This window comes from Nostoc sp. DSM 114160 (assembly GCF_053470305.1).
Window position 1 is genome coordinate 768,550 of the sequence record NZ_JBPFGO010000001.1, and the last position, 26,746, is coordinate 795,295.

Below are 26,746 nucleotides of genomic sequence, written 5' to 3' on the forward strand. Positions count from 1 at the left end.
ATTTAAATAAACTTGTTGTTGAATAAGATGAATTAAGCCGTCAAAGTCAAACAATAAAAACTTTTTAGGTACTTTCTCGGTATCTGCTTTGCAATTTTTTGCAATATAAAGCAACAGGCTAATCATTCGTGGGCAGGCGGAAAACAAAGCCGGGGGAGCAAGGTGACAGAAATAAAGACACCGAGAGATTCGACGATTCGGAGACTATTTGCACTATCGATGAACCAATGTGCATTTCCAAGCTGCACTAATGCCATCATAGATTCCAGTACAATACTGGGCGATGTGTGTCATATATGTGCCCAGAATCCTGGTGGTCTTCGATACAACGCACAACAAACCTCAGAAGAAAGACATTCTTTTGAGAATCTAATTCTTCTTTGTAAAAACCACCACAAAGTGATTGACGCTAAGGAGAACCTTCATAAATACACCGTCGAATACTTGACACGCATAAAGGCAGATCGCGAAGAAAACGCAAGGAAAGCAGAAATCGAAGTGTCTGCATTGTCTGATTCCCTGGTCGCCGAACTTCAAAAAACGATGGAAAGTCACTTGCAGACAAGTGTTTATATGGACTTTCACGGTGCACAACTGAAAGCAGGTGGAGAAGGTGGGTATTTTGGCGGTGCTGGTGGCGAGGGCGGAATAATCAACATAGTCGGTGTTACTCCAGCGGGATTTCACGAACCAATAGACCTCCACGGAGGAGAAGGGCAGGTTCCCGGTGGAGGAGGCGGTGGTGGTGGCGTGGCTACTTATAGTGGTCGTCCGGCAGACGTGGATGATCTTGAAAATGGACTCCAGATATCCACCATTTTTCTTGCCAATGCGATTCAAGTACAAGGTCTATTTTCTGTACTTGGCGGTGGGTGGGCGTACTATGAGGTTCCGTCGCTGCCATACAATCTGCAACTAAACCTGCTCTGCATTGTCGAAACTGGTACTATCCCAATAAACACAATGCTTCGGATTGACTACTCTGTTCAAGATGCCGAAGGTCATACTGCTTTGATCTCTCATTCTGATTTATCGATATCACAGACGACTGCTCTAGTACGTCGATGGTGTGTTCCGTTATTCCTGCCTTTAAAAGTAAACTGCATTGGTATATGGCGTATCACGGTGTCTTCAGGGTTGCTCCCGTTAGCCAGTCACGACATCGAGTTTCGCCTAGCAGGTTGAGGCAGACAACGTTGAAGCACAACCCTCCTATAGGAGGGTTTGTTTGTTTAAAAATTTTGGCTCATAAACTAGCGATCGCTTCGGCAACTCGCCTAGAAACAAAAGGCAAAATATCCCGACTTTTAGCCTGGGCTTTCCCTTCAGTAAATACCACTAAAAGATAAGGGCGCTGTTCTGGTAATTCAATATACGCTGCATCATGGCGAACTTGACTTGTCCAACCTGCTTTTGACCAAATTTGAGCATTTTCAGGCAGTCCACCGCCTAAGAAACCTGTCACCTGATTTTCCTCGGTGTCAGTGGGCAAATCTTTGAGAGGACGTTTCAGTAAAGCCATCATGGCTTGCGATCGCGCGCTTGAAACCGCTACCCCACCGACAATACTATGCAGTAATCTAGCGATCGCATTTGTAGTCAACATATTGCGATTTTCTAGTAACTCCCCCACAAACGCCCGTTCCCGCCCATAAGGGCCATCACCCCAAGTTTTTTGACAGACGTTAATTGTTTCCAATTCTTCCCAAGCTAAAGATTGGTAATAGCGGTTAACAATGTTACGCTGATATTTCCAGGTTTCAAAGGGGCCAATTGGTAATTCTGGCCCTGATGTAGTGCCACTCAAAATATCCACAACCAAGCTGGTAGCATCGTTACTAGAATCGACAATCATATCCTGCAAAGCTCGCTCCAACTCCTTGGAGGTTTGACTCATACCTTTTTCTAGCCATTCGTTTACCGCTACCAGGTAAAATAGCTTGACTACACTGGCAGGATAAATCCGCTCAACACCGCGATAAGTGAAACCACGAACTGGGTGATCCCAAAAAGCGTTGGGAGTCAGCGCCCCACCAGTATTTACTCGCACTGGTGGATCGTAAACAACCCAAGTCAAGGCAATTTGGTTTCGCGCTAAGGTTGGAAATGCTGCCCAAGTTGCATCTAAAATGCCTAACCCAAGATTTTCGAGTTGTTCGTCTTTATTAAAAAAAATCATTCTCTGATAATGTCCTTTAATCTAAAATCCAAAATGGTTCGACCGAGCGAAGCCGAAGTTCAAAATCCAAAATCAGGGGAGTATCAGTGTTTAGCTGACCTGAATTTATATGATTCTCCTGAATGTACGCGTTTAGCAACTCAAGCTGCATCTGGGAGACATTTGTGGCTAACATCAAATCATCAAAATTCGGCGGTTGAGGTGTATTTATGTGAAGATGACTATCCGGGATGGCTATCTGTTTCAGATTTTGATTCATTACAATCTGCTACTGTACCTTATCAGGCTGCAACATTTTCTGAATCGGAGATTAAAAAACTCCTAGCAGAGATTATCGCCTTTACCCAAAAAGCGATGCAACAATCAAATTATTACCTTTGGGGTGGTACGGTTGGGCCAAATTATGACTGTTCTGGGTTAATGCAGGCGGCGTTTGCTTCGGTGGGTATTTGGCTACCTAGAGATGCCTATCAACAGGAAGGATTCACTCAACCAATTACGATTGCAGAATTAGCAGCCGGGGATCTGGTATTTTTTGGAACTAGGCAAAAAGCCACCCATGTCGGGCTTTATTTGGCGGATGGTTATTATATCCATAGTTCTGGGAAAGAACAGGGACGGAATGGGATCGGAATTGATATTCTCTCGGAACAGGGAGATGCGGTTAGTCAGTCGTACTATCAGCAGCTGCGAGGTGCTGGTAGAGTTTTTAAGAGTTACGAACCACAGAGACGCTGAGGATGCTGAGGCTTATGAGGAGTGGGTTGATCGATCAAGGGGTAATGGGGGAAAATGGGACGATTTCAGCAATTGTCCCAGATGTTTCGGTGGTAGTACCAATACATGACGAGGTGGAGAGTTTGCCGCTTTTACTAGAAGCGATCGCCTCTACTTTATCTTCTAGTCAGGTAAATTATGAAATCATTTGTGTGGATGATGGTTCTACAGATGGTTCTGGGAATTTTCTCAAAGAACAGGCGCAAATCCGCACTGATTTAAAGGCGGTGATTTTGCGCCGCAACTACGGACAAACTGCGGCGATGGCTGCTGGATTTTATTATGCAGTCGGTAAAGCGATCGTGACTTTAGATGCCGATCTCCAGAACGATCCGGCTGATATCCCGATGTTATTAGCAAAGCTGGACGAAGGTTACGATTTGGTGAGTGGTTGGCGACAAAAACGCCAAGATGGGGCTGTAAATCGGTTACTTCCTTCCAAAATTGCCAATTGGCTAATTCGCCGCACCACTAGCGTGAATATTCATGACTATGGTTGTTCGCTGAAAGCTTATCGGGCAGAACTTTTGGCAGATATGAACCTCTACGGAGAATTACACCGATTTTTACCCGCTTTGGCGTACATCGAAGGAGCTAGAATTACCGAAATACCTGTACGTCATCACGCCCGCCGCTTTGGTCGTAGTAAATATGGAATTTGGCGGACTTTCCGGGTATTGATGGATTTGTTAACCATTCTGTTTATGAAAAAATTCCTCACCCGTCCGATGCATGTTTTTGGGCTGTTAGGCTTGATTTCAATGTTTTCGGGAACTGCGATCGGAATTTACTTGACTTTCGTCAAATTAGCTTTAGGTGAGATGATTGGCAATCGCCCTCTGCTGATTTTGGCAGTTTTGCTGTTACTAACAGGAGTGCAGTTGTTTTGCTTCGGACTTTTAGCAGAATTACTCATGCGTACATACCACGAATCCCAAGGACGGCCTATCTATCGCGTGCGAGAGGTGGTAGCAAAAAATGTTAAGTAACGTAACAATAGTAGTCATTGGTCATTAGTCATTGGTCATTAGTCATTGGTCATTGGTCATTAGTCATTGGTCATTGGGCACTTGCTACTTAGTGAAGTCGTTGGCGCAGCCTCTCGTAGAGAAGTATTGGTCATTGGTCATTAGCAAATAATTAACAATAAATATTGGTTGACTCTAGACAAATGACAAAGGACAAATGACAAAGAACAAATGACAAATGACAAATGACAAAGAACAAATGACAAATGACAAATGACAAAAAACTAGTTAAATTGCATCTACCTTGAATCCCCAGAGACTTACTTTTGAGTTGTAGGGGCTTGCGGTTGTTCTGCGGCGGGCTGCTGTACAAGATACCCAAGAAGTGCCGTAGCAAGCCCACCAATAGTACCTGCAAGTTGGTGATTGATGACTCCAGCACTGCCTAGTAAACTCGAACCGCCCGCAACCAAGCCAAGAATCGTGCTTAAAGTGTTCAATGTAGATTTAGACATTTATTCTTCCTCTGTATTTTCTTCGTATTCTCGAATTGTGAAATTCCCGTTCTTCTGTAAAAAACGCTGAATATCTCTTGTATAAAAGAGAACTCTTTTGAACTTGTGATTAATCTTCTGATCGAGTTGTCCGAGTACCATTTGAACTACATCTTTTCGGTTGACATACTCCTGAATATGCAAATCTAAAGTTCGTTCAATTCGCCCAATTTTCTCAGTATGAACAGCCTGCTCTTTAAGGGCTTTTTCGATTTGAGTAATTGAAGATGAAATAGTATTCATCTTGGTAACAACTCGGATAGCTACCCCAGACAAGATAGATACACTAACAAGAATTGCTAAAAATATCTCTGTAGTTTCTAGGCTTATAACTATTCCCGGTTGTGGATTAGTGGTAACAGCAATAGTGCTTTTTGGAGTGTTCATCATTGTATCCATACCCCAACAGATACAGTTTTAAAATAGGTTGGAAAACTAATATCTAGTGAGTAGTTAGAGATAGCTTGAGGTAAAAAGATAACATTCCCTCCAAGCCCAATCTTCTTAGAGAAAGTAATCCACGGAATTGAAGTATCTAGTCCAGTTAAAATTTTCTGATCTACCCATGCCCCTGTATACCAAGTCGGTTTAGCATTTTCTGTCAAAATCCTAATTGCAACAATTTGGGCATTAAGAAGAGTTGGTACAGTGAATGAAGGAATGGAACCACTAGCAGATGTGAAGCTTCCATTCCCTACAGAAATCCAGCCAGTAGATAAATCCATTGAAATTAATCAACAATCATCTTTCTGGTTTCAATAACTGCTGCTACTGGCTTTCCATTAAATTTACCGATTCCTTTCCAGGTTAATCCAACAATTCCACCATCAGCTTTTTTTTGTTCAACTGTTGAAGACTTAGAGCCGGCATAGCGTACCTTTTTTATAGCAAGAACTTTGCCCGTATCAGAATCTTTGATTTCAACTTCAGCAGTCCGAACAATGCCATGCAAAAGTAGATCGCCTATGTCTGTAAGAACAACTTGCCCGGCGTGAGTGGCAGTAACATCCTTAATTCCCGTTGCGGTTGACCATTCATTATCTTCGTAAATTTGTTTTGCGCCTCGAAAATAAAATGTAAATGGTTTTTCGGTTCCATCAAGCGCAAGTTGAGTACCAGTAACCGCCAGTGTTGAATAAAGTCCAGCCATGCTTCTCCTGTTATTTGGTTATTGTTGTTATTGTTATTAGTTAAACAAAAGTACGATGAGTTTTTACGCTGGCAGACTTCACGTAAAGGCTATTAATTTGTTTACCAATCATATTTTTGAAAGGCTTAGTAGAAGGGCACATAACTGTTTTACGCTTTGTAATCTTGCCATTTGCTGTCCCTGCCAAACCCACGCTAATTTTATGAGCTAAACCATTTTTTTCTAGTTCAGCTATTGAGGTTTGCCTTAAAGATGCTGGAGGAGTGGCAGGCATATCAGTTAAGCCAACCATTTCCTTAATACCATCGTAAATATTGCTGTCCAAGTGCAAAGCGTAATTGATGCTATCAATTACTAATAGATAAGATTTCAAATTAGCCATATTTAGAAAATGATTTGTTGCGTTCTTACAGCATAATCTTGACATCGACTGTCAAACGAACGGAGCGGTTAAGGCTCCGTAGCAACGTATGCTCAACGAGAGCCATCAGACAAACTTTTTTGACCACTCTGGCTTAGAATTAGCAGTGCCTTGAGGGTAATAGTCAGCCCGTACCATTTTGACAGTTATTTCTTTTAGAGCTTGTCCCTTTCTCTGCCCTATCTTTTGAGTAGAGTTTTCCAAATAGGTCGGATTAATTGTAGCTTTAATAGATGTTAAAAATTGTTCAGCATCATCTTTAGAGAATGCGTTTACAAAAACTTTGCTATTGTCTTTTAAAACTAATATTAATTCCCATGAACCTTTTTTGTAATTTGGTAGAGTTTTCTGCTCAGTTTCTATAGTGTTCTGTGGATGGGGAATTGTAATCGGATACCAATCGCTACCTAGTGAATTATCAGATTTTAATTCACGGAATAAACATACCAATTGCGGTATATGTCCATCAGGTGAAAGTTGGTATCGTTCGGGTAAAGATGCGATAGCTACAACATTTGATGAACCAGAATTATCTACTTTGCATTGCTCACTTGCAATTTCTGCCATCTGTTGAAACTTTAGCGCCTCTTGAGCTTCAGTTCCTTGAATAACCGTTATTGTTCGCGATCCATAAGTTGGTTGATGGGTATCGCTACATCCCTCAAATACTGGAACGGTAATTGTTGTTAAATTCACCTCTGCATCCTTACCATTTTCACCTGGTTCACCTTGTGGGCCTGGATCTCCTTTTTGTCCTGGTTCGCCTTGTGGCCCTGGCGTTCCTTGTGTTCCGGGTTCGCCTTGTGGCCCTGGCGTTCCTTGTGGCCCCGGCTCTCCTGGAAGTCCTTGCAGTGGAGGTAAAGGTATTCCAGGTTCTCCCTGTGGCCCGGGTTCACCTTGGGGGCCTGGTTGTCCAGGCTGACCGGGTTCACCTTGGGGGCCTGGTTGTCCAGGCTGACCGGGTTCACCTTGGGGGCCTGGCTGTCCAGGCTGACCGGGTTCACCTTGGGGGCCTGGCTGTCCAGGCTGACCGGGTTCGCCAGGGGGCCCTTGCAATGGAGGCAAGGGTATTCCAGGTTCACCTTGTGGCCCGGGTTCGCCGGGTAAACCTGGAGGACCTGGGATGATTGGCTTTGCTAATGCTGCTTCTGCTGTAGCAAGCGCAGTTTCAGCCATTGCTAAAGCAGCAGCAGCTTCACCTTCTGCAACCGTACCTAAACTTAGTGCTGATGCGGCTGTTGCTTCGGCGGCGGTCGCGGCAGCAGCGGCAGCAGCAGCTTCACCTTCTGCAACCGTACCCAAACTTAATGCTGATGTGGCTGTTGCTTCGGCGGCGGCAGCAGCAGCAGCGGCAGCAGCAGCTTCACCTTCTGCAACTGTCCCTAAGCTGATAGCTACTTTTACTTGCGGTTCAAGAAATGCCAGTTCAGCTTGTTGAGCCTGAACTTGAGCGGCAATTGGTTGCAATTCAGCAATTGCTGTTTCAGCCGTACCTAATGCAGTGGTGGCAGTTGCGCCAGAGGCTACTGCTGTTTCTTCAGCCGTGCCAGCGAGAATTTGAGCAATTTCTGCAATTGATAATGCTGAAGTTGCTGTTCCTTCGGCGGGTCATTGCCAAACCTAACGCTGAATCAGCTGTTAAATCCGCTTTTTGCGCCAGGGTCAAGGCTGGTAATGCTGTTCCTAGTGCTGATGTGGCAGTTCCCTCAGCTGTGCCTGCTAGTGCCAGTGCTGATGTGGCAGTTCCTTCAGCTGTGCCTGCTAGTGCCAGTGCTGATGTGGCAGTTCCCTCAGCTGTGCCTGCTAGTGCCAGTGCTGATGTGGCAGTTCCCTCAGCTGTGCCTGCTAGTGCCAGTGCTGACGATGCCTCACCAGTCAGTGCCACAATTTCAGTTTCCAAAACTACAAATTGTGCTTCTACTACTGCGGTTGCTGCGGTTGCGGCTGCGACTTCTACACCTAATGCCGCGATCGCTGCAAACACTCCCTCAAGAGCAGCAGCAATTAATGGAGCAGCCACTACTGCTACTACTGCGGCAATCCCTGCCCCAACTGCAATTAATTTTGCTTCTAGATCGTGTAGTTCAGTTTCTATATTGCCAATTTGAATTTCATCTTGGGCTAATTGGCGATACACATCAGCTAATTGATGTTTAAGTGCATCAATCTCGCTTTGAAGATTTCCATTATTGGAATTATTAATTAAATTCCTTAATTCATCAATCTGACTTTGGAGTTGCTGACAACAATCGCACTGATGACCAGAACAATGACTAATATTTGAAAGTGAGGAAATCAGAGATTGACCTTCTGTAGACACTTAACAAACCTCACCACCAATTTTAGATATTAGGGCTTCAATTGATGCAAATTCACCTTGATCAATGCAGACTTTACCACTAGGAATAAATGTTGTCGGGTCTACGCATTGCTTGCCTGATGCACACGCTCCACCATTTGCACAAACAGCTTGACAATCAGCTAGCGATTGATAAATTCCTGCGGTTTTGTGTGTATTTGCATCTGTACAAGTACCATTAATACAATCGTATTTAGTAGTGCTAGTACAAGATATGCTCGGTGAGCCTATCCAAGAAAAATCAGCAAAAGTAGAATAATCAAGAGTTCCAGATCCTCTAGCCCATGTATAAGTAATAGAACTCAATCCTGTTATGGAAGACTCTGAAATTCTATATTCAACTCCACACTCTCTATTTAATGTTGGGCTATAAGAAAAGCTCCCTGATTCAAATGTCAAGACAACAGATAATGTATCCCGATCGCACCCATTTAAAGAGGAAAGATAAGTTCCAACGACAGTACACTGCATTTATTAATTATTAAATTGAGTTTGGATCGAATGTCGGGGCACTGTACGGCCCATAAAATCTTTCTGAAAATTGGAATTGAGTTTTCGCAACACCGTTGCGAGTAACCGGAGACGAGATAACTAAATCGGAACTTGCCATTACTGAAGCATCAGTATTGGCATTTATCCAAGTATGAGCATAAGAAATAATTGCCGCGTACAATTCCAATGCTGTTGGATTAGCAGTTGTCAGCGCGGGCAGGGAACTAAGTGGAATTTCTAATACTTTTGGTGAACCGGAAAAGGTAGAGTTGGGCCCAAATAAATCAGTGATTCCAGGTTGCATACAACAGATGAGTGTGAAATGAATAAATCCGTTGTATTCAATCCCGAAAATAATGTAAATGTTCCACTTTTATGTAGAAGTGGAATATTCACTGATGCCGTGTATCCTTTGCCAGCATTAGGATTGAGCGAATATTTACTAATAGTGAATATTTAGGTAATTCCACTTTCACCTCTGAACCAGGTAAAAGCGGAATATGCGAAGTTTATTTTTTACGTCTATGGCAAAGAGTAACAGAAAAGGAAAAGCTGCTGTAATTACAAACGCTGAATATTCCAAAGTCAGGCAACAAATTTTAACAGAAAAATACAAACTGCTTTTAGACATTGGATGGTTTACCGGCGAACGCTGGGGGGCTTTGGTGAAACTGAAAGTAGCCGATGTTTATCAGGAACCAGGTATTGCTAAAACCGATATCATTTTTCCTGCAATCATTAGAAAGCACAGGCCAGACGGGACAGCCGATGCCACAGAGATTCCAGTACATGCAATATTGAAGGAATCACTAGAGCGATACAAACCAGCCACAAATAGCGAGTGGTTATTCCCGTCCCGGTGCGGCACTAAGCCGATTGTCTGGAAAAATGCCTACAACATTTTGATGGCTGCGGTGGAGAAAGCAGGGTATGAAGCGAAGGGAATATCCACTCACAGCATGAGACGGAGCTTTGTTAACCGACTCAGAAAAAATGGAATCCCGAAAGAAACTATTCGCACCTTCACCGGACACCGCGATAATAAAGGGCTTGACCCTTACTTTGAGATAGAGACGGATGAGAGAAGAGGCGCGATCGCAACTCTATGAACCCCAACCTGTGACAAAGTTTCTACGAGCAGGTAAGCTCAAACCAGCAATTAGTCACAGCGCGATCGCCCACATTTACTCACAAGGCGATCGCATTTTTAAACCGGAGAAATTTTATGAGTACTACAACCGAAGAACAGATAACAGAAGAACTGACTGTAGAAAAACTGATTCTTGAATTACAAGACTTTCCGGGTGATGCAGTAATTTGCTTGACAGATGCCTATGGTGAAACATACAGCATCATCGGTTTTGAGGCTGGGTCTGACTGTGTGAATGTTGTCATCAGCACAGATGACGATGATGATGGGGAATAGCCAAAAGTCAAAAGTCAATTCGTCATTGGACATTGGGCATTGGGCATTGGGGAATGGGGAATGGGGAGTTAAGAGTTAGGAGTTAGGAGTTAGGAGTTATGACTGACTACGCCAGGAGTGAATCAACTCTTCAATCTCACTTGGCGGCTGCCCGTCCGCGATCGCAATCTCAACTTCCAGCTTCCTGTGCTGTGCCAACTGCGATCGCACACTCCCCCCGGTGATGTGCCGATGCTTAATTTTGCTGCCGGTCTTCCAGCAATAGCGGTAATAATGGTTATCTTTGCGATTGCTTGGGCAGTACTTTTCTACCCAGTGAAGATGTTCTGGAACGGGTAAAATGTGTTCTGGAACATCGGTATAGTCCCCCAATCCTGGGGTTTTTTGTTCTGGAACAGGATTTTGTGTATCACGTTCCAGAACAAGAGACGGGCGATCGCCAGGGGAAATCTGCGAGTCTTCACTGATTAATTCATCTACCTGTGTGTTCTGTTCCAGAACACGGCCTGACTCCCAGTCGCTCCAGGCTTGCTCATAAGCATTGAGGTTTTCGTAATCGTCTGGATCTGGTGGTTCAAGTGATTCATCGTAAAAAACGGAAACTTGACCGCCGTCGTCTACAAGACGTGGTGCTTCTGTGAAGTCGGCCGGATTCCAGCGATCGCTATCGCCATTGGTTACTTCATCCCAGTAAGAATCGTAACTAGGGTGCAGGGGGGAAGGGGGAGCCGTTGCAACTGACTCCACCGCGAACAATGTCAGCTGCCTTGGGGGGCCCCCAATTGTCGGTTTCCGTCATAATTAGGTTAGTCATTTCGTCCCGCCACAGCGCTGTAAGCAAGCACTGTGGCGAATTTTTAAATTTCGGACTTTTGCGATCGCTTGAGCTGCTTCCAGTCGTCTGGAAGTTCGCCCACCTCTGTAATGCCCAAATCTCTGCATATAGCTTTCAACTGAGCAAGGGATGGGCCATCATCAAGTAGGTCGGCGACATCTATCTGCATTGACTTTGCAAGAATCTTAAGGGAAACCCCTAGTTCACGAGCTAATGCAATAGCACGATCAAACCTGGGGATAGATTCTCCCCTCTCCCAGTCACCAATAATACGAATGCCTACTTTCATTCGACGGCTTAATTCTGGTTGAGTTAGGTTTGCGCTTTCTCGAAGTCCTTTCAAGGTTGGCTGCTCTCGATTTTCTTCATTCATACTAGCAAATTAGTGCTAGCAGTAAACTGCTTGACACAAATTGTATCTGGCAGTAAACTGCTAGTTAGTGGACAAAAAAAGACCAGCCAACGTAATTGCCTCGGCAAGAAACAGTTATTCAGCTGGTTCACCTAAAGTGTCTCATCTCAGTAGCAAATGCCAAATCCGGGAAAATTAGCACTTTGTGTAATAGCCGTTGAAAGCTGATGAAGAGTGTTTCAGGCTACCAATGTCCCGTAAGTGGTTACGTAAACAAGTTGAGTACTGAAGTGTTTGTCTACACAAGTCGCGGTTTTTTATAAAGCTGGTGACGTGCAACTGTATGGGGGCCCCAATCTGTAAACGACCTTAGTAGGGCATTCCACATTTTCCAGGGGCTATATGCCGACGTAGTGACACGGTGGGCTGTGGAAATTAAGACCTGGGTGAAAATCCCCTAGAGGCTGGCGTGTAGGTAATGGCTCACGCACAGATGCACGATCGCGAAATTGCAAATCACCGTGTGGTTATGCAACGGATCACAGTTTATTTGAAAAACGCGCAAACCCTTGCGGCCGGTCGCATTTTTTATATGACTAAAACCAAAGGAAAGTATGTAACACGAAAAAAACGGATACGCCAACTAGAAAAAGAAATTGAGCAGTTGCAATGTCAGGTCAAAACCCTCACCCAACTGCTTGACGATGCCCACGGGATAATTTATCGTTCCCGTCCTGGCTTGGCGCGTGCCGTCGAGCGAGATTTTCATGAAGAGTTATTGCCATCAGAATTACCACCGACAGCGATCGCTAAAAAACCACCGCGACGCAAAATCCGAAATTTATCAATTGCACCCCGCGCCGACTTGGTGATGGATCGTGACAGTAACGGCCGCCTAATTATTAAGGGCACGGCTAACTCTTCACCACCGCGCCCTCAAGCTTGACTATTTTTGTCGGAGGAAATGCCTATGAAATAACTTTCATTTATATAAGCCGAAAGTACTTTAAACCAGTCAATTGCTGATGGTTGGCTGGTTTTACTTGTCATCAAAGTTAGGCAATTATGAGGATTACAAAACGAAAATCTGATGTGCTTCTTTCCAACGACTTCCTATCATATTTGGTTGTCGCTTATGCACTTGTCACTGACGAATTAGCAAAACATACAGGAGAATCGCCGATTGTTCACCGAATGAAATACATAGACCAAGGTAAACAAAAGTTTCATAGCTTTTCTGATGAGCAACTGCATCAGTTTCTCAAAGATAACTACCCAACATAATTTAACAACAGCATTTACTTATGACTTATCGACAACAGCTTTTTGATTGGATTGTTCTCAAAGAAGTCTCGCCGTGCAAGTGGGTTATTTTGTCGCAATTTAGAAAACGCAGCGATGCGGATAGCTACCATCAAATGATGAGAAAATTCTCCCGAAACCCAATTGAAGTAGTTTTCCGTGACCGCCTTACAGAGTTTGGATTGTAGGGCTAATTCAAAAGCGATCGCACCAATGACAACGCGATCGCAATTTGATTATCCAATTCAAACGTGAACAAGTCAAAAATATCACAAAGCCATGAAAATCGAAACCATTACCTACAAGCGGGTCAAAAACCTGGGGAACTTTGAGAATGAAACTTTCCAGGCAACTGCAACTCTTGATGAAGGCGACGATCCGGTGTCAGAAGCTCGGCATTTAATGCGGTTTGTCAACTGTCAGCTTTTTGATCCACATCCTACATATAATCCAACCCCTAAACCAGGTGAGGGGCCAAACATAGACGATATCCCCGGCGGATTTTAAATGAAAAATATCACACATTTCTCATGTATGACCCCTTAACCCTTGATGATTTTGAGCATATTTTATACATCATCAGGGACAACCATAAAAAGTATGACTCTTTAACTCACAAGCAAGTGCGGGTTTACTTGAACTGTATGCGCGAGTTGTGGTCATCAGAAGAAATGTCATACATTCCTGATTCCTACTACCTGCCATCTATCAAGTTTCACTTTTATGCGATGTCGTGCAGAATTTCGCACGAAAAGCGCGCTTTTCTTGCGAGTCAATTACTCGATTTGCTGAATTTGCTAAAACAGCCCAACAAATCAAAACAACAAGATAACTTGACTCAGATCAAAGCCGACCAAAACCCCACACAACAAAATCTGACTTCTGAGGAGAACGATCCAGATGATATCCCTTTTGAAGGTGGGGACACTTCCCAAACTGCCAACGGTGTCCCCGACGGATTTTAGCTGAAATTTTAGGCGAACGCCTCCCTACCAAAGAACGCGATCGCCACAGAACAGATACCAAAATTAGCTTACCAAAATGCACACCATAGTTAACACTCCATCCGTGTTTAGTTGCAAATTACCGGCCGCTGGCTGGATAAATCTAGCCCAAATCCGCCAAATTCAGTTTGAAGACTTACCCTCCCGAACTGCCGTTGTCACCTGGCAGAACGGAGACAAGCAAACATTCTTTGGTGAAGACGCTGCAAGTCTAATCACTGCTTGGTCAGAGGCAGTCACACTTTTGAATGTCCGCTATGATAATCACCGCTCAAAGAATCGCAGAGTTTTCTAAGGATTAAACAATGAAAATCAAAACAATCCATGCACACTTTCTAATTTCAATTGGCAGTTACAGCAACGAGCGAATTGGCTTTTCAGTTGAATTAGATGAAGGAGAATCTGTTGAATCAACTGTAGAAGAGTTGCGTTCAAGAGCTAAAAGAATTATTGGGAAAAAAGCTGATGATCTTTACGATGAGAGGAATAAAATTTGGCGCGAATGCGTTGAATTAGAAAAGAAGCTCAATACATTACGTAAAGAATGGGATGCTACGGCTGAATTCTTAAAAACCCAAGGTCTAAATCCCACTGCTCCTTCAATGCCTCAATTTAGAAATTTGCTTACTGCTGTCACTGTTGAGTCTGAAGTTGTCACCCAAGAAGATAACGAATACGAAGATGATTATGACGAAGATGATCAGGATTATTAAACGCCTGACGATGGCTACTTGACCCCGTAGCCGAAACTAGGGCAACTGCTGCCCTAGTCGCGGGTTGGGTCGCGCAACTCACTCGCCTCTGGCACACACCAGAGGGAAATAACACAGCAGCACGGATTTTTACCTTGAAATGACCTAAAAGGTTTCATGCTTTCAGGAATCTACTGCTGTGAATTATTTCCGCCCGTGCTTGGTTTAAGAGTGAATTGTTATCGCTAATTTGGGTGATTCGTGACCTATTTTAGCACGGTTATTGCTGCAAATAAACACCCATTGCTGAACCTTGAAAAATGAAAATATTAGGTCTTGATGTTTGTAAAAACAGTGTAGTTGCTTGGGAGTTAACATCAATTCCCAAAAACTTTAGAAGCCACTTTCGAGACAATAAACGCCCGAAAGATGATGACCCTTTAACATTTAAAGCTAATACTGATGGGGTCAATAAGCTGTTAGCTCTCAAGCCCGATGCTGTTGTTTTAGAACCTACCGGAGTGCATTACTCTTGGATTTGGGCACACATTTGTGAAGCTGAGGGTATTAATGTTTTGTGGGTAGGACATGCCGAAGCTGTACACTACCGCAAACAAAACAAATTACCCGATAAAAATGACCAAGCAGACGCACTAGCACTTGCAGCTTATGCTTTACTGCATTGGGGAGATGATGAATTTTTCTTGCAATTTGAAGCGGGTCAGGTGTCACAAATGCGTCATCTGTGGTTGCAATTGCAATCACTCAATAAAATTCAATCCCCGGTCATCAATCGTGCGCGGCAACAACTGGCTAGAGAATTCCCAGAAGCTGCACTATTACGATCGCAACCGAGTAAAGCTGACGGGATGCTACCACTGTGGGCATGGCTAGCCGGGAGAGAGAGAAACACCAAACTGAAAACCAGCTACTATGACAGGCTTTACCAAAACTCGATTGCTAATAAGTACGGCGTAGGCATTACCACCTTTACCAGAAAGCTATCGAATATGCTGTGTGACCTGCAAGAGTGGGAAGGTGAAATTCAATCAGGTATTTTGGATATCTTGGACAATCCAGAATTCACCCCTTACCGCCAAACCATGACCAAATTTGGTATTGGAGTTAGGCCACAAGCTTTACTCATTTCCCAAATTTACCCAATTACAAAATTCGAGTCACTCGGTAGATTTAAACGGCGTTTGGGGATGGCCAAGGACGAAAACTCCAGCGGCGACAAAGAAACCATGAACACTGGCGCCGGTTCTAAACTGTGCCGAAGTCAGCTTTATTTGTGGGTATTCGACATCATTGCCCCCGAACACGCTAGGCCAAAAAACGAAATTGGTCAAAAACTGGGGGAGTTCTATGACTCTAGAAAAGCCCAATTTCAGGACAATCCAGAACTGTGGAAGAAAAAAGCAGTTGCTCGACTTCAGCAACAAGCCCTCAAAGAGTTCAAGCGATCGCTAACCCAAAACCTAATTCCAATGGTCAGCAAAGAACTTCAGCCACAACTGGAAGCTACACTTAACCTCACACTGCAAACCATGCAGATGAGTTTAACTACATCGATGGCGGCGGGTGACATTGCCCCTGGAGTAAAACAGCGGGAAGTTAAAAAGGGTTTTGGTAACTTGGTCATTTCCCAAACTGCTGCTTACGGTTGCAGGCTGATGTTTAAGGAATTGAAACGAGCTGTTACAGCTGATTAATTCACGATCGTAAATACCTGATGCTAAACCCTACTTTATTAGTGGGGTTTCAAAATCTTTCAGAGATTACTAGAATGAATCACAGTTTCCCTAGAATCCTAGAAATTGGCGATCATGTTTGGTACGAAATAGGTGGGCCCATTGGATTAGTAATTGATGTTCGTATTCATGAGGTACATAGGAATCAAGAAGCCCTGGTTAAATACTACTGGGGTAAAAGTTACTGGTATAAATCAAGCGACTTGTACCGTACTCGTTCACCACTAACAGAATAACTAGAGTGAAAGCATTTAATACATTTAATGCCGAACTGCGGCGTAACCTGCTTATTTTATTTACAGCAGGTTTATTATTCTGGTCGAGCCTGTCTTCGCTCTTACCAACTCTACCGCTTTACATCGATGATGTGGGCGCAAGCAAGCAAGAAATTGGTCTTGTTATGGGCAGTTTCGCCATTGGGTTATTGCTATCTCGCCCGATGCTGGGACGGTTAGCTGATGAACGCGATCGCAAAATTGTCTTGTTGATTGGTACGATCGTAGCTGCGATCGCACCTTTTGGTTACTTGTCAACTAAATCAATTGGGCTGTTGATCCTGGTGCGGATTTTTCACGGCATTAGTATTGCTGCTTTTACCACTGGCTACAGTGCCTTAGTTGCAGATTTAGCACCCGCCGAGACTCGTGGTGAAATCATTGGTTACATGACTCTAGCAACTCCTATTGGTTTAGCAATTGGCCCTGCCTTGGGTGGGTATTTAGAAGCTACAAGTGGTTACGGAATATTATTCCTGTTATCCGCCGAATTGGCTTTTGTCGCCCTCTTGGGGATTTTACAAGTTACGAGTCCGCCAGTGCAAACGCAGGAGCAAACAGAGGCAGAGGATCGTAAATTTTGGCAAATTTTGGCCAGCCCACGGGTGAGAGTTCCAACTATAGTTATGTTGCTGGTTGGTTTGTCTCTTGGTGCTGTACATACCTTTGTGTCGTTGTTCCTCAAATCCACTGAGGTGGACTTCAATGGCGGACTATTTTTTACAGCTGCGGCAATTTCTAGTTTTAGTATCAGGATATTTGCTGGCAAAGCAAGCGATCGCTTCGGGCGGGGTTTGTTTATTACCTTTGGGATTTTTTGCTACATTTTGGCGTTAATACTGCTGTGGCAAGCTGACAGCGCGATCGTTTTCTTACTGGCTGCGATCGCTGAAGGTGCTGGTGGTGGTACACTGTTCTCGATGATGATTACCATGATGGCAGATCGTTCGCTGCCGCAAGAACGGGGGAAAATTTTTGCTATCTGCATAGCTGGACTCGATTTAGGAGTTGCGATCGCTGCTCCTCTTTTGGGTATCATCGCAGAACTTGTAGGCTATCGCGATATGTTTGGCTATGGTGCTGCGATGACTTCTCTAGCACTTATCCTCTTCCTCACCCGTTCGAGCAAAAACTTATCCAACTCACTGCGCTTTGCACTAGGTCTAGCTCCAGATGCCTACGCCTTGAAAAACTTAAAAGTTAGGAGTGATGAAATTTAATTCCTCACTCCTAACTTTCAATTCTTGTACAGACGCGATTAATCGCGTCTCTACTTTTAAAAACGGGCGAGGAGGGATTCGAACCCCCGACACCGTGGTCCGTAGCCACGTGCTCTAGTCCACTGAGCTACACGCCCTCACCGACAATATATATTAACACGTTTTAACCAAATGGCGCAAGATAATTTTCCAGCTAATTTTGCTTCCTTAACCCATCTAGATCCCCAAGGACAAGCACAGATGGTTGATGTGTCTGATAAAACACCTACCATTCGCCAAGCAGTAGCAGCTGCCAACGTGCGAATGCTACCAGCCACCTTCGCTGCCATTCAAGCCGGAAATGTCCCAAAAGGGGATGTGTTGGCAACTGCAAGATTGGCTGGGATTATGGCAGCCAAGCAAACAGCCAATTTAATTCCTCTGTGTCATCCGTTGCCTTTGCAAAAAATCGCAGTCGAAATCATACCCGATCCCCAACTACCGGGTTATCAAATTCAAGCCGCAGTCAAAACCAAAGCTGAAACCGGTGTAGAGATGGAAGCCTTAACTGCCGTTTCTGTCGCTGCCTTGACTTTATACGATATGGCCAAAGCTTTAGAAAAGTCGATTCAAATTGAATCAATTCGTTTAATAAGTAAGAGTGGCGGGAAATCAGGAGATTATTTGTCGGCAGAGTAATAAGCTATTGGGCATATTAGGTGACAGGTGACAGGTGACAGGTGACAGGTGACAGGTGACAGGTGACAGGGAATAATAGACCCTCTTGCAAAAGTAACTTTTGCAAGAGGGGTTAAAGGGAAAAGGTCAAAGGGAAAAGGGTTTTTATTAGCCCTTTCCCCTTTAACCCTTACCCTTTTCCCCACTTTTGCAAGAAGTCTAATCTGTACCCTGTACCCTATTTCCTTCTTCATCTCCACTTGCAATTCAATTATGACTGGTTCTAGAAGTCTAATAGCAACGACTGCACTAAAAACCTTAGAATGAGTAGGGTGTATTTAAATCTGTAACAAATATTTATGCCTCCTCGTTGGCCTCGCAAACCCGATCGCAAAGACCCTGATTACCGCAAGATTGATGACCGAATGAATTTTGCTTTGCATGTAGCGATCGCTGCTACGATTAATTCTGGCTTATGGTTTTTTCATATTTTGAAAAGCACTACCTGGGACTGGCTGCCATTGTTTACTGCAAGTTGGACAGGAATAGTATTAGTGCATCTGATTTATATTAGTGCGATCGCTAATTACAGCGAAACTCCACCTAAATCCACCTGAAGACGGATTACTGATGCTGGGGCGATTGTAACCTGTGGTAGTAGAATCAGCCTATTAATTGAGCGATAATGTAAAAAGCTTGAGATTTCGCACTTTTTCTTAACGTAGGGTTATTTTTATGGCAAAGACTAACACCACAGAACTACTGGAAGCCCTAGCAGCTGAAATTGGCGAAAATGTCTACATAGACATTGCCAAATGGCATCTTTATTTATCTAATGCCAAACTGCACACCCTTGTTGCTGAACAGTTGTATCCCTTAATTACTTCCAACAATGTAAGTGAAGATCGAGTTTTAAACGTCTTGAAATCAATTACAGTCAAAATTGGCGGCGGTAGAAGCGAACTACCTTTAAGTGATTTACTGCCACTGCAATGCCAAGTAACATTAGTTGATATTTTAGAAAAATATCAACGCGAAATCTAATATCTACAACCAAGATTATTTGAATTAGACAATTTTCTCGGTCAGTATTTCCTGATTGGATTTGAAATGCTGAATTGAGGATTATTTTGTTGCGCCAATTTTATAAAGATAAAAACCGCAGAGACACATAGATAAATTTGGTGTAATTTATGTGTTCATATCTGGTAAAAATTTCCTTTAACAATTAAGGAATCTCGACCTTCTAAATTGGTTGAGACGAGAATGAGTTTATCTTAAACTTGCTCTTAACTTTCATGCAAACTTATTGAGGCGATTTCTATGCTTTTACAAGTCAAAGATAGTGGTGAATTGGTAAAAATTGTTGAAATTCAGGAATTAATTGACCCGAATACTGATGTTGTTCGGGCAAAAGACCAAGAAGGTCAAGAAGAACAGCAACCTGAAACTTTTAAAAAACAAAATCTTGTTTTTCCTTCAGGTGAAGTTCTACCACGCTGCTGGATAGATGCTGACTATAGACACGGTAACAGTTAATGATTTAAAAATGAGATAATTGGTAAGGGAAGTAAACTATTAGCAATTATCATTAATAGGGGCGCACAGATGTGTGCCTCTATTGCTATGTGGTAGTTGATGGTACTTCTTGTTCTGCTAATGTCGCCTTTTCATTCTGCTGAAACTTTGGGAAAAATCTCTTAGTAATCCAGTCAGTTAAAATGTGAGATAGTAATCCTAACGGCCCAGCGAACAAAGATAAAGCCAGAGAATGAATTGTCCAAACACCTGTTTTCTGTCCTTCCCAATAAATCCAGCGACCGACGAATAAATCCATCACTAAAAAATGAATCCAACCTGTTGCCGCAGCTGTTTCATCTGCAAAAAACCGTGCAATATCAGCTAATTGAGGATTCGATAAAGCTTGAGCATTTTCTGGAGTAATGCTGTTAATAAACAAATATAAATATGTTCCTGCTAACAGCACAAAGGGCAGATATGATGACATTATCCACCGTGTAAATTTCCAGTTCGGCAATAAAATCATCAACGCCCAAAATGGCAAAACGAAGAGGTTGGCAACGTTAAATATTTGAGAAATCGTCATATATTTGTAAAGTGAAGGTTGAGGATTTAAGTTAGGAGTTAGGAGTTAGGAGTTGAGAGTAAAAAATTCCGAGCTTTGAGTTATTGGTATTATTTTTGATTTGGAGTTAACTAATACACAATAGCGGCATAAATTTACCATTATAAGTTGCTATAAGCCGCATAAGAATCGATAGACAATGGTAAAGTTTCCTTGTTAAAGGCAGGCAAACTTCCAATACGGTTTGGTTAAAGGGGAAAGGGGAATAAAAAACCTTTAACCGCAAACCCATTTATCTTTTCCCCAAACCCTATTTTGAGTTCAAAATGCTTATCCGAACTGTATTGGGTAAACTTCCGCCACAGTGTATTAGTTCCACTTAACTCCTAACTCCTAACTCTTAACTCCTAACTTATAAAGCTACAAGCTGTGATTCAATTTCTGAAGAATTCAAATCACGTCCGATGAAAACTAAGCGCGTCTGCCTAGCTTCTTCTGCTTTCCAGGGGCGATCGTAAAATTTATCAAATCGGGTTCCCACGCCTTGCATCACTAAGCGCATGGATTTATTAGGCACTGCGACAAAGCCTTTAATCCGATAAATTTCTTGTTGTTGTACCAATGTTTGCAACTGCTGTTGCAACTTTTCGGGGTCAAAGGTACGATCCAAAATTAAATTAGCTGAAGTAATTTCTTCATCGTGATTGTGGTCTTCTTCGGTATCGTGATGACTAGGACGAGAATCTAAATTGTCTTCAACTGCCGCTTGAAATCCTAATAATATAGATGTGTCTAGTTGAGAACGGTCGCTCTCGACAATTTTCACCACTCTGGGCAACTCTTGCTTAATCAATTCTTCAACTCTGGCTTTTGTCTCTGCATCTACCAAGTCAATTTTATTTAACACCACCAAGTCTGCACAAGCAAGTTGGTCTTCAAACAATTCTTGCAAGGGTGTTTCGTGTTCTAGATTATCATCTGCTTGTCGCTGGGCAGCGATCGCCTCTGGATCGCTAGCAAATGTCCCGGCTGCAACCGCCGCACAATCTACCACGGTAATCACCGCATCTACAGTGGCGGCGTTACGAATTTCCTGCCAACGAAAAGCTTTCACCAGCGGTTTTGGTAAAGCTAAACCAGAGGTTTCAATCAAAATGCAATCGATGCTATCTCGCCGCCTGATTAACTCTTGCATCGTCGGGTAAAACTCTTCCTGCACGGTGCAGCATAAGCAGCCGTTGGTTAATTCAAAGATATTAGTGTCACCATTACCATCTTCAGGGCAAATTTGACAAGATTTTAACAATTCACCATCAATACCGAGTTCGCCAAATTCATTGACTAAAACGGCAATACGCCGTCCTTCGTTGTTTTGTAGCAAGTGGCGAATTAGGCTGGTTTTTCCACTACCTAAGAAGCCTGTGATTACTGTGACAGGAATTTTCGTAGCCATATTTTTGCCTGATTTACTCAGTATGGTAAGTTTTACGGGTTACAAACTTAAATACTGAGATTAAGCTTGGTTTGAAGATTTACTTAGTTATTTTAAGCTGAAAGTCTATGGTAAACCTGAAAATATTCCCGTTTTTGTTGAGTTTAGGTTTGGCTTTAATTTTGCAAATCATTGTGGCACAAACGGTAGAGGAGTTGGAACAAAAAGCAACATCTGCCGAATAAGTGAAAAATTATGAAGAAGCCGCTAATATTTGGCGGAGTTTGATTGAGCGGGATGCCAAATCAATAAATTTATCAGGGGTAAAGCATTCTGGTAAATGTTAATTCTGAAAGCTTCACCCCAGTAGAAAATCCTGCAATTACAACCAAGGATGGCGCGGGGGATAGACACCGTTGAGGAAGTAGTTACCAACAGCGTAGTATTTCCAACGCACGGGATCGTGGAGTGTGTGAGCGCGGGCGTTTCGCCAGTGGCGATTGTAGTTGAATTGCTCCAATGTGGATTTAGTACCTGCTAGTTCAAACAATTTGTTGGTAGCTAGTAATGCTGCTTCGGTGGCTAAGGCTTTGGCTTCGGCAACTGCAATTGATGCTTCAACTACCTTGGGTTCTTCTAAGCCTGACTCGTTGGCGATGTCAATAAATTCGCCTGCACGACGCAGTAATGCTTCAGAAGCGTGAACCTGAATTTGGACATTGCCTAAGTTATAGAGCGTCAGGGGGTCTTCGTAGCCTTTTTCTAAATTGCTGTCAACCCAAGGGCGAGTATGGTTGCGGACAAAGTAGATGGTGTCACGGACTGCGGCTTTAGCAATTCCCACGTCTACGGCGGCTTGGATGATTTGGGCGATCGCACCCATTGGTGTTGCTCTCTCAAAGGCTAAGTAGTGCGGAATCACGTGTTCTGCCTTAACTTTCACATTTTCAATAATGGTAGTGCCGCTAGCAGTGGTACGCTGTCCGAAGCTTGTCCAATCATCAAGTAGGGTTAATCCTTCGGCATCTCTTTCGACAAATGCCACCACTGTCCTACCCTCTGGATTACTGGCAATTACAGGAACCCAATGTGCAAGTAATGCCCCAGCAGAGTAGTATTTGCGTCCGTTGAGTACAAAGTCAGAGCCATCTGGTGTTAATTTTGTTTGGACATCAGTCACAGACTTAGTGCCAATTTCCGAGAAGGCGTTACCAAAGCGCTTACCTTGTAGAACCAAATCAAAGAAGAACTTCTTCTGCTCATCTGTACCATCCAACCGGACTGCTTCGACCATATAGAGGTGGTTTTGGGGAATTTGACCGAGGCTAGAATCAGCTTCGGAGATGATTTTAACTACTTCTGCGAGAGTGGCATTCGATACAAAAGCACCGCCATACTCTTTCGGGACTGTAATTCCCCACAATCCGCTCTGGGAGAACTTTTCTACTTCCTGGGCAGGTAAACGCCGATTTTGGTCGCGTTCTGAGTCTCCCTTGGCAAACTCAGCTGCTAATTCGTGAGCGATCGCGATCGCTTCTTTGTCATCTTGAATAATATGCGCCTTCTGGTCAGTATCAATTACTGATGTCATAGTAAAACTCCTTGATTGTGATTGAGTGACTGATAATCGCCACTACTATGAGACAGCCTTTGGATTTTTCTTAATGCCGTTCGGATATAGCTGTTATCTACAACAGCTTCAATCCACAAAACCCGCTCCTACAGACTATGTTGCTGTTAATCTACACTCCAACCAACTCATCAGCTGTCCGACGATTAGCTTTAAGTTCGCGCACAATTGGTATTACTGTCTTACCAAATGCTGGTAAATCATCTGTGTAGTGTAAGAAGCCACCAAGAATTAGATCGACTCCCGCTTCATGGAACTGGCGAATCTTTTCAGCTACTTGTTCAGCCGTACCAATCAAGCCGGAACGGAAGCCATCGTTATACTGCACCAAGTCTTCAAAATTGGAATTCGCCCACATTCCCTGACGTTCGCGAGTTGAAGCTCCCGCCTGTTTCACCGCTTCGCCAAATCCTTTCACCGCTTCCACATCAGCTTGGGCAATAATATCGCGCAATACTTCATGCGCTTCTGCTTCCGTATCTCGCACGATGATAAAGGAATTCAAACCAAACTTAATTGTGCGTCCTTCAAGACTCGCTAATTCAGACACCTCTGCAATCTGCTCTTTCACGCCTTCTATGGTATTGCCATTCATGAAATACCAATCAGAGACGCGGCCAGCCATGCACCGCGCTGCTTTGGAGTTACCACCTTGGAATATCTCCGGGTGGGGATTCTGATTAATTGGTCTAGGCTTCACCCAACCGCCGTTAATGCGGTAAAAATCGCCCTTAAAATGAAACTCATCCTCAGTCCACAAACCTTTGAGAACGCGGATAAATTCTTCTGAACGACGATAGCGTTCGTCATGGTCTAACCAATGTTCGCCATATATAGTGAATTCATCTTTGAACCAGCCGCTAACTACATTCAAAGCAAATCGGCCGTTAGAGAGAAAATCAATACTTGCGCCCATTTTGGCAACTACTCCCGGATGCCACAATCCAGGGTGAACTGCTGCAATCAATTTCAATTTCTTGGTGACAGGAGCTAGAGCCGACACAGTTGTAAGTGCCTCTAGTTGGTATTCAGCGCCATAACTAGCGATAAATCTAGCTTGTGCTAGAGCATATTCAAATCCAACTTCTTCAGCCGTCTGAGCCAGTTGAGCATTATATTCGTAAGTCCAATCTGTGCGTTGGGGAATTTTACTCACAACTAACCCACCGCTGACGTTGGGAATCCAGTACGCGAACTTAATATCTACCATAATTGGGCGTTTGTAATTGAAATTGCTTGGTTATTTGTCTAAGTTTGCAAGTGATGTAACAAAGCCTAATTTGTCATCGCTAACAAATCAGCTAAAACTCGATTGGGCAAAATTTTAGTCAAAATCGAAAGCTTGAGAGCGGCTGAAAACTATTCTGAGTTTACAAGTAGACAATTTTCTGATATTGGTAATATATCATAAACCTATCGTATTACCGTAGTTTAAATTAATCGGACGCGATCGCGACAATTTTTTCAATGTCGTGACTCGATATACTTAAATTCCATTTTGGAATACTGCCGACTTTTACTGAGTATTTTATTATTTGATATTTGCTGGTTATCAGCCTGATTCAGTCAGAACTCGACAAAGCATCGATACTGATAAATGTGGTAGTGTAAACTACTAAACTAGAAAATATTTCAAAATTTGCTTGGGATCTGAATCCAAATACTTGTACCATTTTGAAAAATGATTGCGACAGATGGATTCACACCAAGCCAGATGCACCAAGGCAATTCCCAATCCAAAATCCAAAATCTAAAATGGTATTATCTTCCCAATTCCCAATGAAATCAAAATTGAGGGGCAATCTCCCCATGCTTGCTTTCACATCTCAAAAGCAGTCACAAGGCTATTGCCCCTAAATATTTTGAGCGTCGATCGCTCTTTTACCAGAAACACCTATGAATTATCCTTCATCAGGCTATCTGAATTTATAACTCCACACACCAGACTCCGCAATCTCAACACGATTACTCAGCTGTGACGAGTTCAGTACTACCACGTGTACGACGCCGTGTAAGACTATTATACAGCATCACACCGATCGCCTTGATCAAATTACCTTCCAATTCCTGGAACAGCTTCATGTTCGTGCCAAAGGCGGCGTTAGCTTCATCAACGATGCGATCGGTTGCCGCTTCGTCAAGGGGTAATTCATCCAAAATTTGCCGATATTTGGCTTTAAATGCCTTCTCATCAGGAATTTCTGGAAACTCATAAAAGGCTGTACCTTGTCCATCAGACAAATTCATTGCTGTAACAGCAATATTTTTTAGAATTTGTCCCCCGGATAAGTCACCCAAGTAACGAGTGTATGAATGAGCGATTAACAATTCCGGTTCTGTAGCAGATATTTCTCGGATGCGCTGTACATAAGCTTCACCTGCGGGAGATAGTTTGATTTGCTCTCTCCAGTTTGCACCAAAGTAATAACTTAGGTCTTGCTCTAAGCTATGCTTGCGGTTTAGCTGAGGAAAGTTAATTTTAGAAACTATTGGGTGCTGGCGGTGCTTTTCCATCTCCTCTTCCATCGCTGAGTAGACGAAGTAGAAGTTAGCAACAAGTTTCCGGTAAGAGTTTTTTTCTACTACTCCTTTTAAAAAGCACTTGACAAAACCAACATTTTCTGCCATTGTGTGGGCTTTCTTAGTGCCTACACGTAATTTGGTTGCTAAATTGCTGCTCATGCTAAATTTCTCAACTTTAAAAAGTTAACTGCCGGAGTTTTAATTCACTAACGGCTAAAAAGGCCATTAAAACGTTACCTTAAAACTATTTGATGAGAATTTATATTAAAATTTTTTAAGCTACGATGATTTTGTAGCTTTTTACACAGCGATCGGGCTAAGAGAACAGAATTTTAGATTTGAGGATTTTGATTTTTTGTTGTATTAGGTGAATCTTGCTTTCATTCTCAGCTTGGATGAAAAATTTTGCGAGCCACTAAAAGTAATATTTATTACATACTTGCCTGGTAATAGCATTATAAAGTGTGAACTAATACAGATAAAAATCAAAACGAAAGTTGTCGGCAGAAAAGGAATAATTAGCTAAGATGTGGAGACTTTACTAATAAAGTAAAAACCAATACTGACTTTATCAAAGATTTACAATCTCAGAAGAAAAAATTCAGTATTATTACGTAAAGATAGTTCGATCTAAAATGAATTTATTAAAGAGAAAAAG

Annotated in this window: 36 protein-coding genes, 1 tRNA gene and 1 pseudogene; 19 read left to right on the forward strand and 19 right to left on the reverse strand. The window is 43.0% G+C overall.

All coding sequences use genetic code 11. The features are described from left to right. Positions 1 to 219 precede the first annotated feature (219 nt). Positions 220 to 396, forward strand: a pseudogene (locus NSTCB13_RS03585) (HNH endonuclease); the annotation flags it as partial. A gap of 177 nt (positions 397 to 573) precedes the next feature. Then, positions 574 to 1,185, forward strand: a complete 612-nt coding sequence (locus NSTCB13_RS03590; RefSeq protein WP_448270442.1) for a hypothetical protein — start codon at positions 574 to 576, stop codon at positions 1,183 to 1,185. 61 nt (positions 1,186 to 1,246) lie between these two features. Here the strand turns inward: NSTCB13_RS03590 and NSTCB13_RS03595 are convergent, their stop codons facing one another. Beyond that, complete coding sequence (locus NSTCB13_RS03595; RefSeq protein WP_448268666.1) at positions 1,247 to 2,179, reverse strand: serine hydrolase; 933 nt, start codon at positions 2,177 to 2,179, stop codon at positions 1,247 to 1,249. 9 nt (positions 2,180 to 2,188) lie between these two features. Here NSTCB13_RS03595 and NSTCB13_RS03600 point away from each other — a divergent pair, with 9 nt between their 5' ends. Together NSTCB13_RS03600 and NSTCB13_RS03605 are read left to right on the forward strand one after the other, a co-directional pair. Next, positions 2,189 to 2,917 (forward strand): C40 family peptidase, encoded by a 729-nt coding sequence (locus NSTCB13_RS03600; RefSeq protein ID WP_445628392.1) that lies wholly within the window; start codon positions 2,189 to 2,191, stop codon positions 2,915 to 2,917. Between the two features lie 14 nt (positions 2,918 to 2,931). After that, entirely contained in the window at positions 2,932 to 3,945 is a 1,014-nt protein-coding gene (locus NSTCB13_RS03605) for a glycosyltransferase family 2 protein (RefSeq protein WP_448268668.1), read from the forward strand. Positions 3,946 to 4,244: 299 nt separating this feature from the next. Here the strand turns inward: NSTCB13_RS03605 and NSTCB13_RS03610 are convergent, their stop codons facing one another. From NSTCB13_RS03610 to NSTCB13_RS03650, 9 genes are all read right to left on the reverse strand, one after another. Then, a complete protein-coding gene (locus NSTCB13_RS03610; protein ID WP_448271354.1) occupies positions 4,245 to 4,439 on the reverse strand; it encodes a hypothetical protein in 195 nt (64 codons plus the stop codon). After that, the gene (locus tag NSTCB13_RS03615; protein WP_448271355.1) at positions 4,440 to 4,868 is read right to left on the reverse strand and encodes a hypothetical protein; all 429 of its coding nucleotides are present in this window, start codon (positions 4,866 to 4,868) and stop codon (positions 4,440 to 4,442) included. Beyond that, on the reverse strand, positions 4,865 to 5,203 hold the full coding sequence (locus NSTCB13_RS03620) for a hypothetical protein (RefSeq protein WP_448271356.1): 339 nt from the start codon (positions 5,201 to 5,203) through the stop codon (positions 4,865 to 4,867). Before NSTCB13_RS03620 ends, NSTCB13_RS03615 begins: the two co-directional genes overlap by 4 nt. 5 nt (positions 5,204 to 5,208) lie before the next feature. Continuing rightward, positions 5,209 to 5,628 (reverse strand): hypothetical protein, encoded by a 420-nt coding sequence (locus tag NSTCB13_RS03625; RefSeq protein WP_448271357.1) that lies wholly within the window; start codon positions 5,626 to 5,628, stop codon positions 5,209 to 5,211. Between the two features lie 40 nt (positions 5,629 to 5,668). Further along, positions 5,669 to 6,010: a hypothetical protein gene (locus NSTCB13_RS03630; protein WP_448271358.1), complete on the reverse strand. Its 342-nt coding sequence runs from the start codon at positions 6,008 to 6,010 to the stop codon at positions 5,669 to 5,671. Between the two features lie 105 nt (positions 6,011 to 6,115). Next, positions 6,116 to 7,516 carry a collagen-like triple helix repeat-containing protein gene (locus NSTCB13_RS03635; RefSeq protein ID WP_448271359.1) on the reverse strand — a complete coding sequence of 467 codons (1,401 nt, stop codon included), beginning with the start codon at positions 7,514 to 7,516 and terminating at the stop codon, positions 6,116 to 6,118. A 70-nt stretch (positions 7,517 to 7,586) separates the two neighbouring features. Then, complete coding sequence (locus tag NSTCB13_RS03640; RefSeq protein WP_448271360.1) at positions 7,587 to 8,369, reverse strand: hypothetical protein; 783 nt, start codon at positions 8,367 to 8,369, stop codon at positions 7,587 to 7,589. Further along, positions 8,370 to 8,879, reverse strand: a complete 510-nt coding sequence (locus tag NSTCB13_RS03645; RefSeq protein ID WP_448271361.1) for a hypothetical protein — start codon at positions 8,877 to 8,879, stop codon at positions 8,370 to 8,372. A 10-nt stretch (positions 8,880 to 8,889) separates the two neighbouring features. Further along, entirely contained in the window at positions 8,890 to 9,204 is a 315-nt protein-coding gene (locus NSTCB13_RS03650) for a hypothetical protein (protein ID WP_448271362.1), read from the reverse strand. Between the two features lie 220 nt (positions 9,205 to 9,424). Between NSTCB13_RS03650 and NSTCB13_RS03655 the strand changes: the two genes are divergently transcribed. Further along, complete coding sequence (locus tag NSTCB13_RS03655) at positions 9,425 to 10,009, forward strand: tyrosine-type recombinase/integrase (RefSeq protein WP_445631563.1); 585 nt, start codon at positions 9,425 to 9,427, stop codon at positions 10,007 to 10,009. Positions 10,010 to 10,125: 116 nt separating this feature from the next. Further along, positions 10,126 to 10,326: a hypothetical protein gene (locus tag NSTCB13_RS03660; protein WP_448271363.1), complete on the forward strand. Its 201-nt coding sequence runs from the start codon at positions 10,126 to 10,128 to the stop codon at positions 10,324 to 10,326. A gap of 96 nt (positions 10,327 to 10,422) precedes the next feature. Here NSTCB13_RS03660 and NSTCB13_RS03665 read toward each other — a convergent pair whose 3' ends face one another. Continuing rightward, the gene (locus NSTCB13_RS03665) at positions 10,423 to 11,073 is read right to left on the reverse strand and encodes a hypothetical protein (RefSeq protein ID WP_448271364.1); all 651 of its coding nucleotides are present in this window, start codon (positions 11,071 to 11,073) and stop codon (positions 10,423 to 10,425) included. 110 nt (positions 11,074 to 11,183) lie between these two features. Continuing rightward, on the reverse strand, positions 11,184 to 11,534 hold the full coding sequence (locus NSTCB13_RS03670; RefSeq protein WP_448271365.1) for a helix-turn-helix domain-containing protein: 351 nt from the start codon (positions 11,532 to 11,534) through the stop codon (positions 11,184 to 11,186). A gap of 457 nt (positions 11,535 to 11,991) precedes the next feature. On the opposite strand from NSTCB13_RS03670, the gene NSTCB13_RS03675 reads away from it, so the two are divergent. The 9 genes from NSTCB13_RS03675 (at position 11,992) to NSTCB13_RS03715 (ending at position 17,760) form a co-directional block, all read left to right on the forward strand. Further along, the gene (locus NSTCB13_RS03675) at positions 11,992 to 12,459 is read left to right on the forward strand and encodes a hypothetical protein (protein ID WP_448271366.1); all 468 of its coding nucleotides are present in this window, start codon (positions 11,992 to 11,994) and stop codon (positions 12,457 to 12,459) included. 119 nt (positions 12,460 to 12,578) lie between these two features. Continuing rightward, positions 12,579 to 12,797 carry a hypothetical protein gene (locus NSTCB13_RS03680; protein ID WP_448271367.1) on the forward strand — a complete coding sequence of 73 codons (219 nt, stop codon included), beginning with the start codon at positions 12,579 to 12,581 and terminating at the stop codon, positions 12,795 to 12,797. 297 nt (positions 12,798 to 13,094) lie between these two features. Further along, on the forward strand, positions 13,095 to 13,322 hold the full coding sequence (locus NSTCB13_RS03685; protein WP_448271368.1) for a hypothetical protein: 228 nt from the start codon (positions 13,095 to 13,097) through the stop codon (positions 13,320 to 13,322). Between the two features lie 23 nt (positions 13,323 to 13,345). Continuing rightward, the gene (locus NSTCB13_RS03690) at positions 13,346 to 13,780 is read left to right on the forward strand and encodes a hypothetical protein (RefSeq protein WP_448271369.1); all 435 of its coding nucleotides are present in this window, start codon (positions 13,346 to 13,348) and stop codon (positions 13,778 to 13,780) included. A gap of 76 nt (positions 13,781 to 13,856) precedes the next feature. After that, entirely contained in the window at positions 13,857 to 14,114 is a 258-nt protein-coding gene (locus NSTCB13_RS03695; RefSeq protein ID WP_448271370.1) for a hypothetical protein, read from the forward strand. Between the two features lie 10 nt (positions 14,115 to 14,124). Next, positions 14,125 to 14,532, forward strand: coding sequence for a hypothetical protein (locus NSTCB13_RS03700; protein ID WP_448271371.1), 408 nt, complete (start codon positions 14,125 to 14,127; stop codon positions 14,530 to 14,532). A gap of 299 nt (positions 14,533 to 14,831) precedes the next feature. Then, positions 14,832 to 16,226, forward strand: coding sequence for an IS110 family transposase (locus NSTCB13_RS03705; RefSeq protein ID WP_448271372.1), 1,395 nt, complete (start codon positions 14,832 to 14,834; stop codon positions 16,224 to 16,226). Positions 16,227 to 16,300: 74 nt separating this feature from the next. Beyond that, positions 16,301 to 16,501, forward strand: a complete 201-nt coding sequence (locus tag NSTCB13_RS03710) for a hypothetical protein (protein WP_448271373.1) — start codon at positions 16,301 to 16,303, stop codon at positions 16,499 to 16,501. 5 nt (positions 16,502 to 16,506) lie between these two features. Then, positions 16,507 to 17,760 carry an MFS transporter gene (locus tag NSTCB13_RS03715; protein WP_448271374.1) on the forward strand — a complete coding sequence of 418 codons (1,254 nt, stop codon included), beginning with the start codon at positions 16,507 to 16,509 and terminating at the stop codon, positions 17,758 to 17,760. A 63-nt stretch (positions 17,761 to 17,823) separates the two neighbouring features. Here NSTCB13_RS03715 and NSTCB13_RS03720 read toward each other — a convergent pair. Further along, positions 17,824 to 17,897 (reverse strand) — tRNA-Arg (locus tag NSTCB13_RS03720). A 34-nt stretch (positions 17,898 to 17,931) separates the two neighbouring features. On the opposite strand from NSTCB13_RS03720, the gene moaC reads away from it, so the two are divergent. From moaC to NSTCB13_RS03740, 4 genes are all read left to right on the forward strand, one after another. Next, the gene (gene moaC, locus NSTCB13_RS03725; protein ID WP_448271375.1) at positions 17,932 to 18,438 is read left to right on the forward strand and encodes a cyclic pyranopterin monophosphate synthase MoaC; all 507 of its coding nucleotides are present in this window, start codon (positions 17,932 to 17,934) and stop codon (positions 18,436 to 18,438) included. A gap of 338 nt (positions 18,439 to 18,776) precedes the next feature. Continuing rightward, on the forward strand, positions 18,777 to 19,034 hold the full coding sequence (locus NSTCB13_RS03730) for a hypothetical protein (RefSeq protein ID WP_445628396.1): 258 nt from the start codon (positions 18,777 to 18,779) through the stop codon (positions 19,032 to 19,034). A 118-nt stretch (positions 19,035 to 19,152) separates the two neighbouring features. After that, a complete protein-coding gene (locus NSTCB13_RS03735) occupies positions 19,153 to 19,461 on the forward strand; it encodes a DUF3181 family protein (RefSeq protein ID WP_445628397.1) in 309 nt (102 codons plus the stop codon). Positions 19,462 to 19,740: 279 nt separating this feature from the next. Beyond that, entirely contained in the window at positions 19,741 to 19,956 is a 216-nt protein-coding gene (locus tag NSTCB13_RS03740) for an acetyltransferase (protein WP_445628398.1), read from the forward strand. Positions 19,957 to 20,041: 85 nt separating this feature from the next. Here NSTCB13_RS03740 and NSTCB13_RS03745 read toward each other — a convergent pair whose 3' ends face one another. The 6 genes from NSTCB13_RS03745 to NSTCB13_RS03770 form a co-directional block, all read right to left on the reverse strand. Continuing rightward, a complete protein-coding gene (locus tag NSTCB13_RS03745; RefSeq protein WP_445628399.1) occupies positions 20,042 to 20,524 on the reverse strand; it encodes an ABA4-like family protein in 483 nt (160 codons plus the stop codon). A gap of 391 nt (positions 20,525 to 20,915) precedes the next feature. Continuing rightward, complete coding sequence (gene cobW, locus NSTCB13_RS03750; RefSeq protein ID WP_448271376.1) at positions 20,916 to 21,956, reverse strand: cobalamin biosynthesis protein CobW; 1,041 nt, start codon at positions 21,954 to 21,956, stop codon at positions 20,916 to 20,918. A gap of 361 nt (positions 21,957 to 22,317) precedes the next feature. After that, on the reverse strand, positions 22,318 to 23,526 hold the full coding sequence (locus NSTCB13_RS03755; RefSeq protein ID WP_448271377.1) for an SfnB family sulfur acquisition oxidoreductase: 1,209 nt from the start codon (positions 23,524 to 23,526) through the stop codon (positions 22,318 to 22,320). Beyond that, a complete protein-coding gene (locus tag NSTCB13_RS03760) occupies positions 23,523 to 23,645 on the reverse strand; it encodes a hypothetical protein (RefSeq protein ID WP_448271378.1) in 123 nt (40 codons plus the stop codon). The genes NSTCB13_RS03755 and NSTCB13_RS03760 overlap by 4 nt, the downstream gene beginning before the upstream one ends. Positions 23,646 to 23,677: 32 nt before the next feature. After that, the gene (sfnG, locus tag NSTCB13_RS03765; RefSeq protein ID WP_448271379.1) at positions 23,678 to 24,775 is read right to left on the reverse strand and encodes a dimethylsulfone monooxygenase SfnG; all 1,098 of its coding nucleotides are present in this window, start codon (positions 24,773 to 24,775) and stop codon (positions 23,678 to 23,680) included. Between the two features lie 755 nt (positions 24,776 to 25,530). Further along, a complete protein-coding gene (locus tag NSTCB13_RS03770; protein WP_445628403.1) occupies positions 25,531 to 26,247 on the reverse strand; it encodes a biliverdin-producing heme oxygenase in 717 nt (238 codons plus the stop codon). Between the last annotated feature and the right edge of the window lie 499 nt (positions 26,248 to 26,746).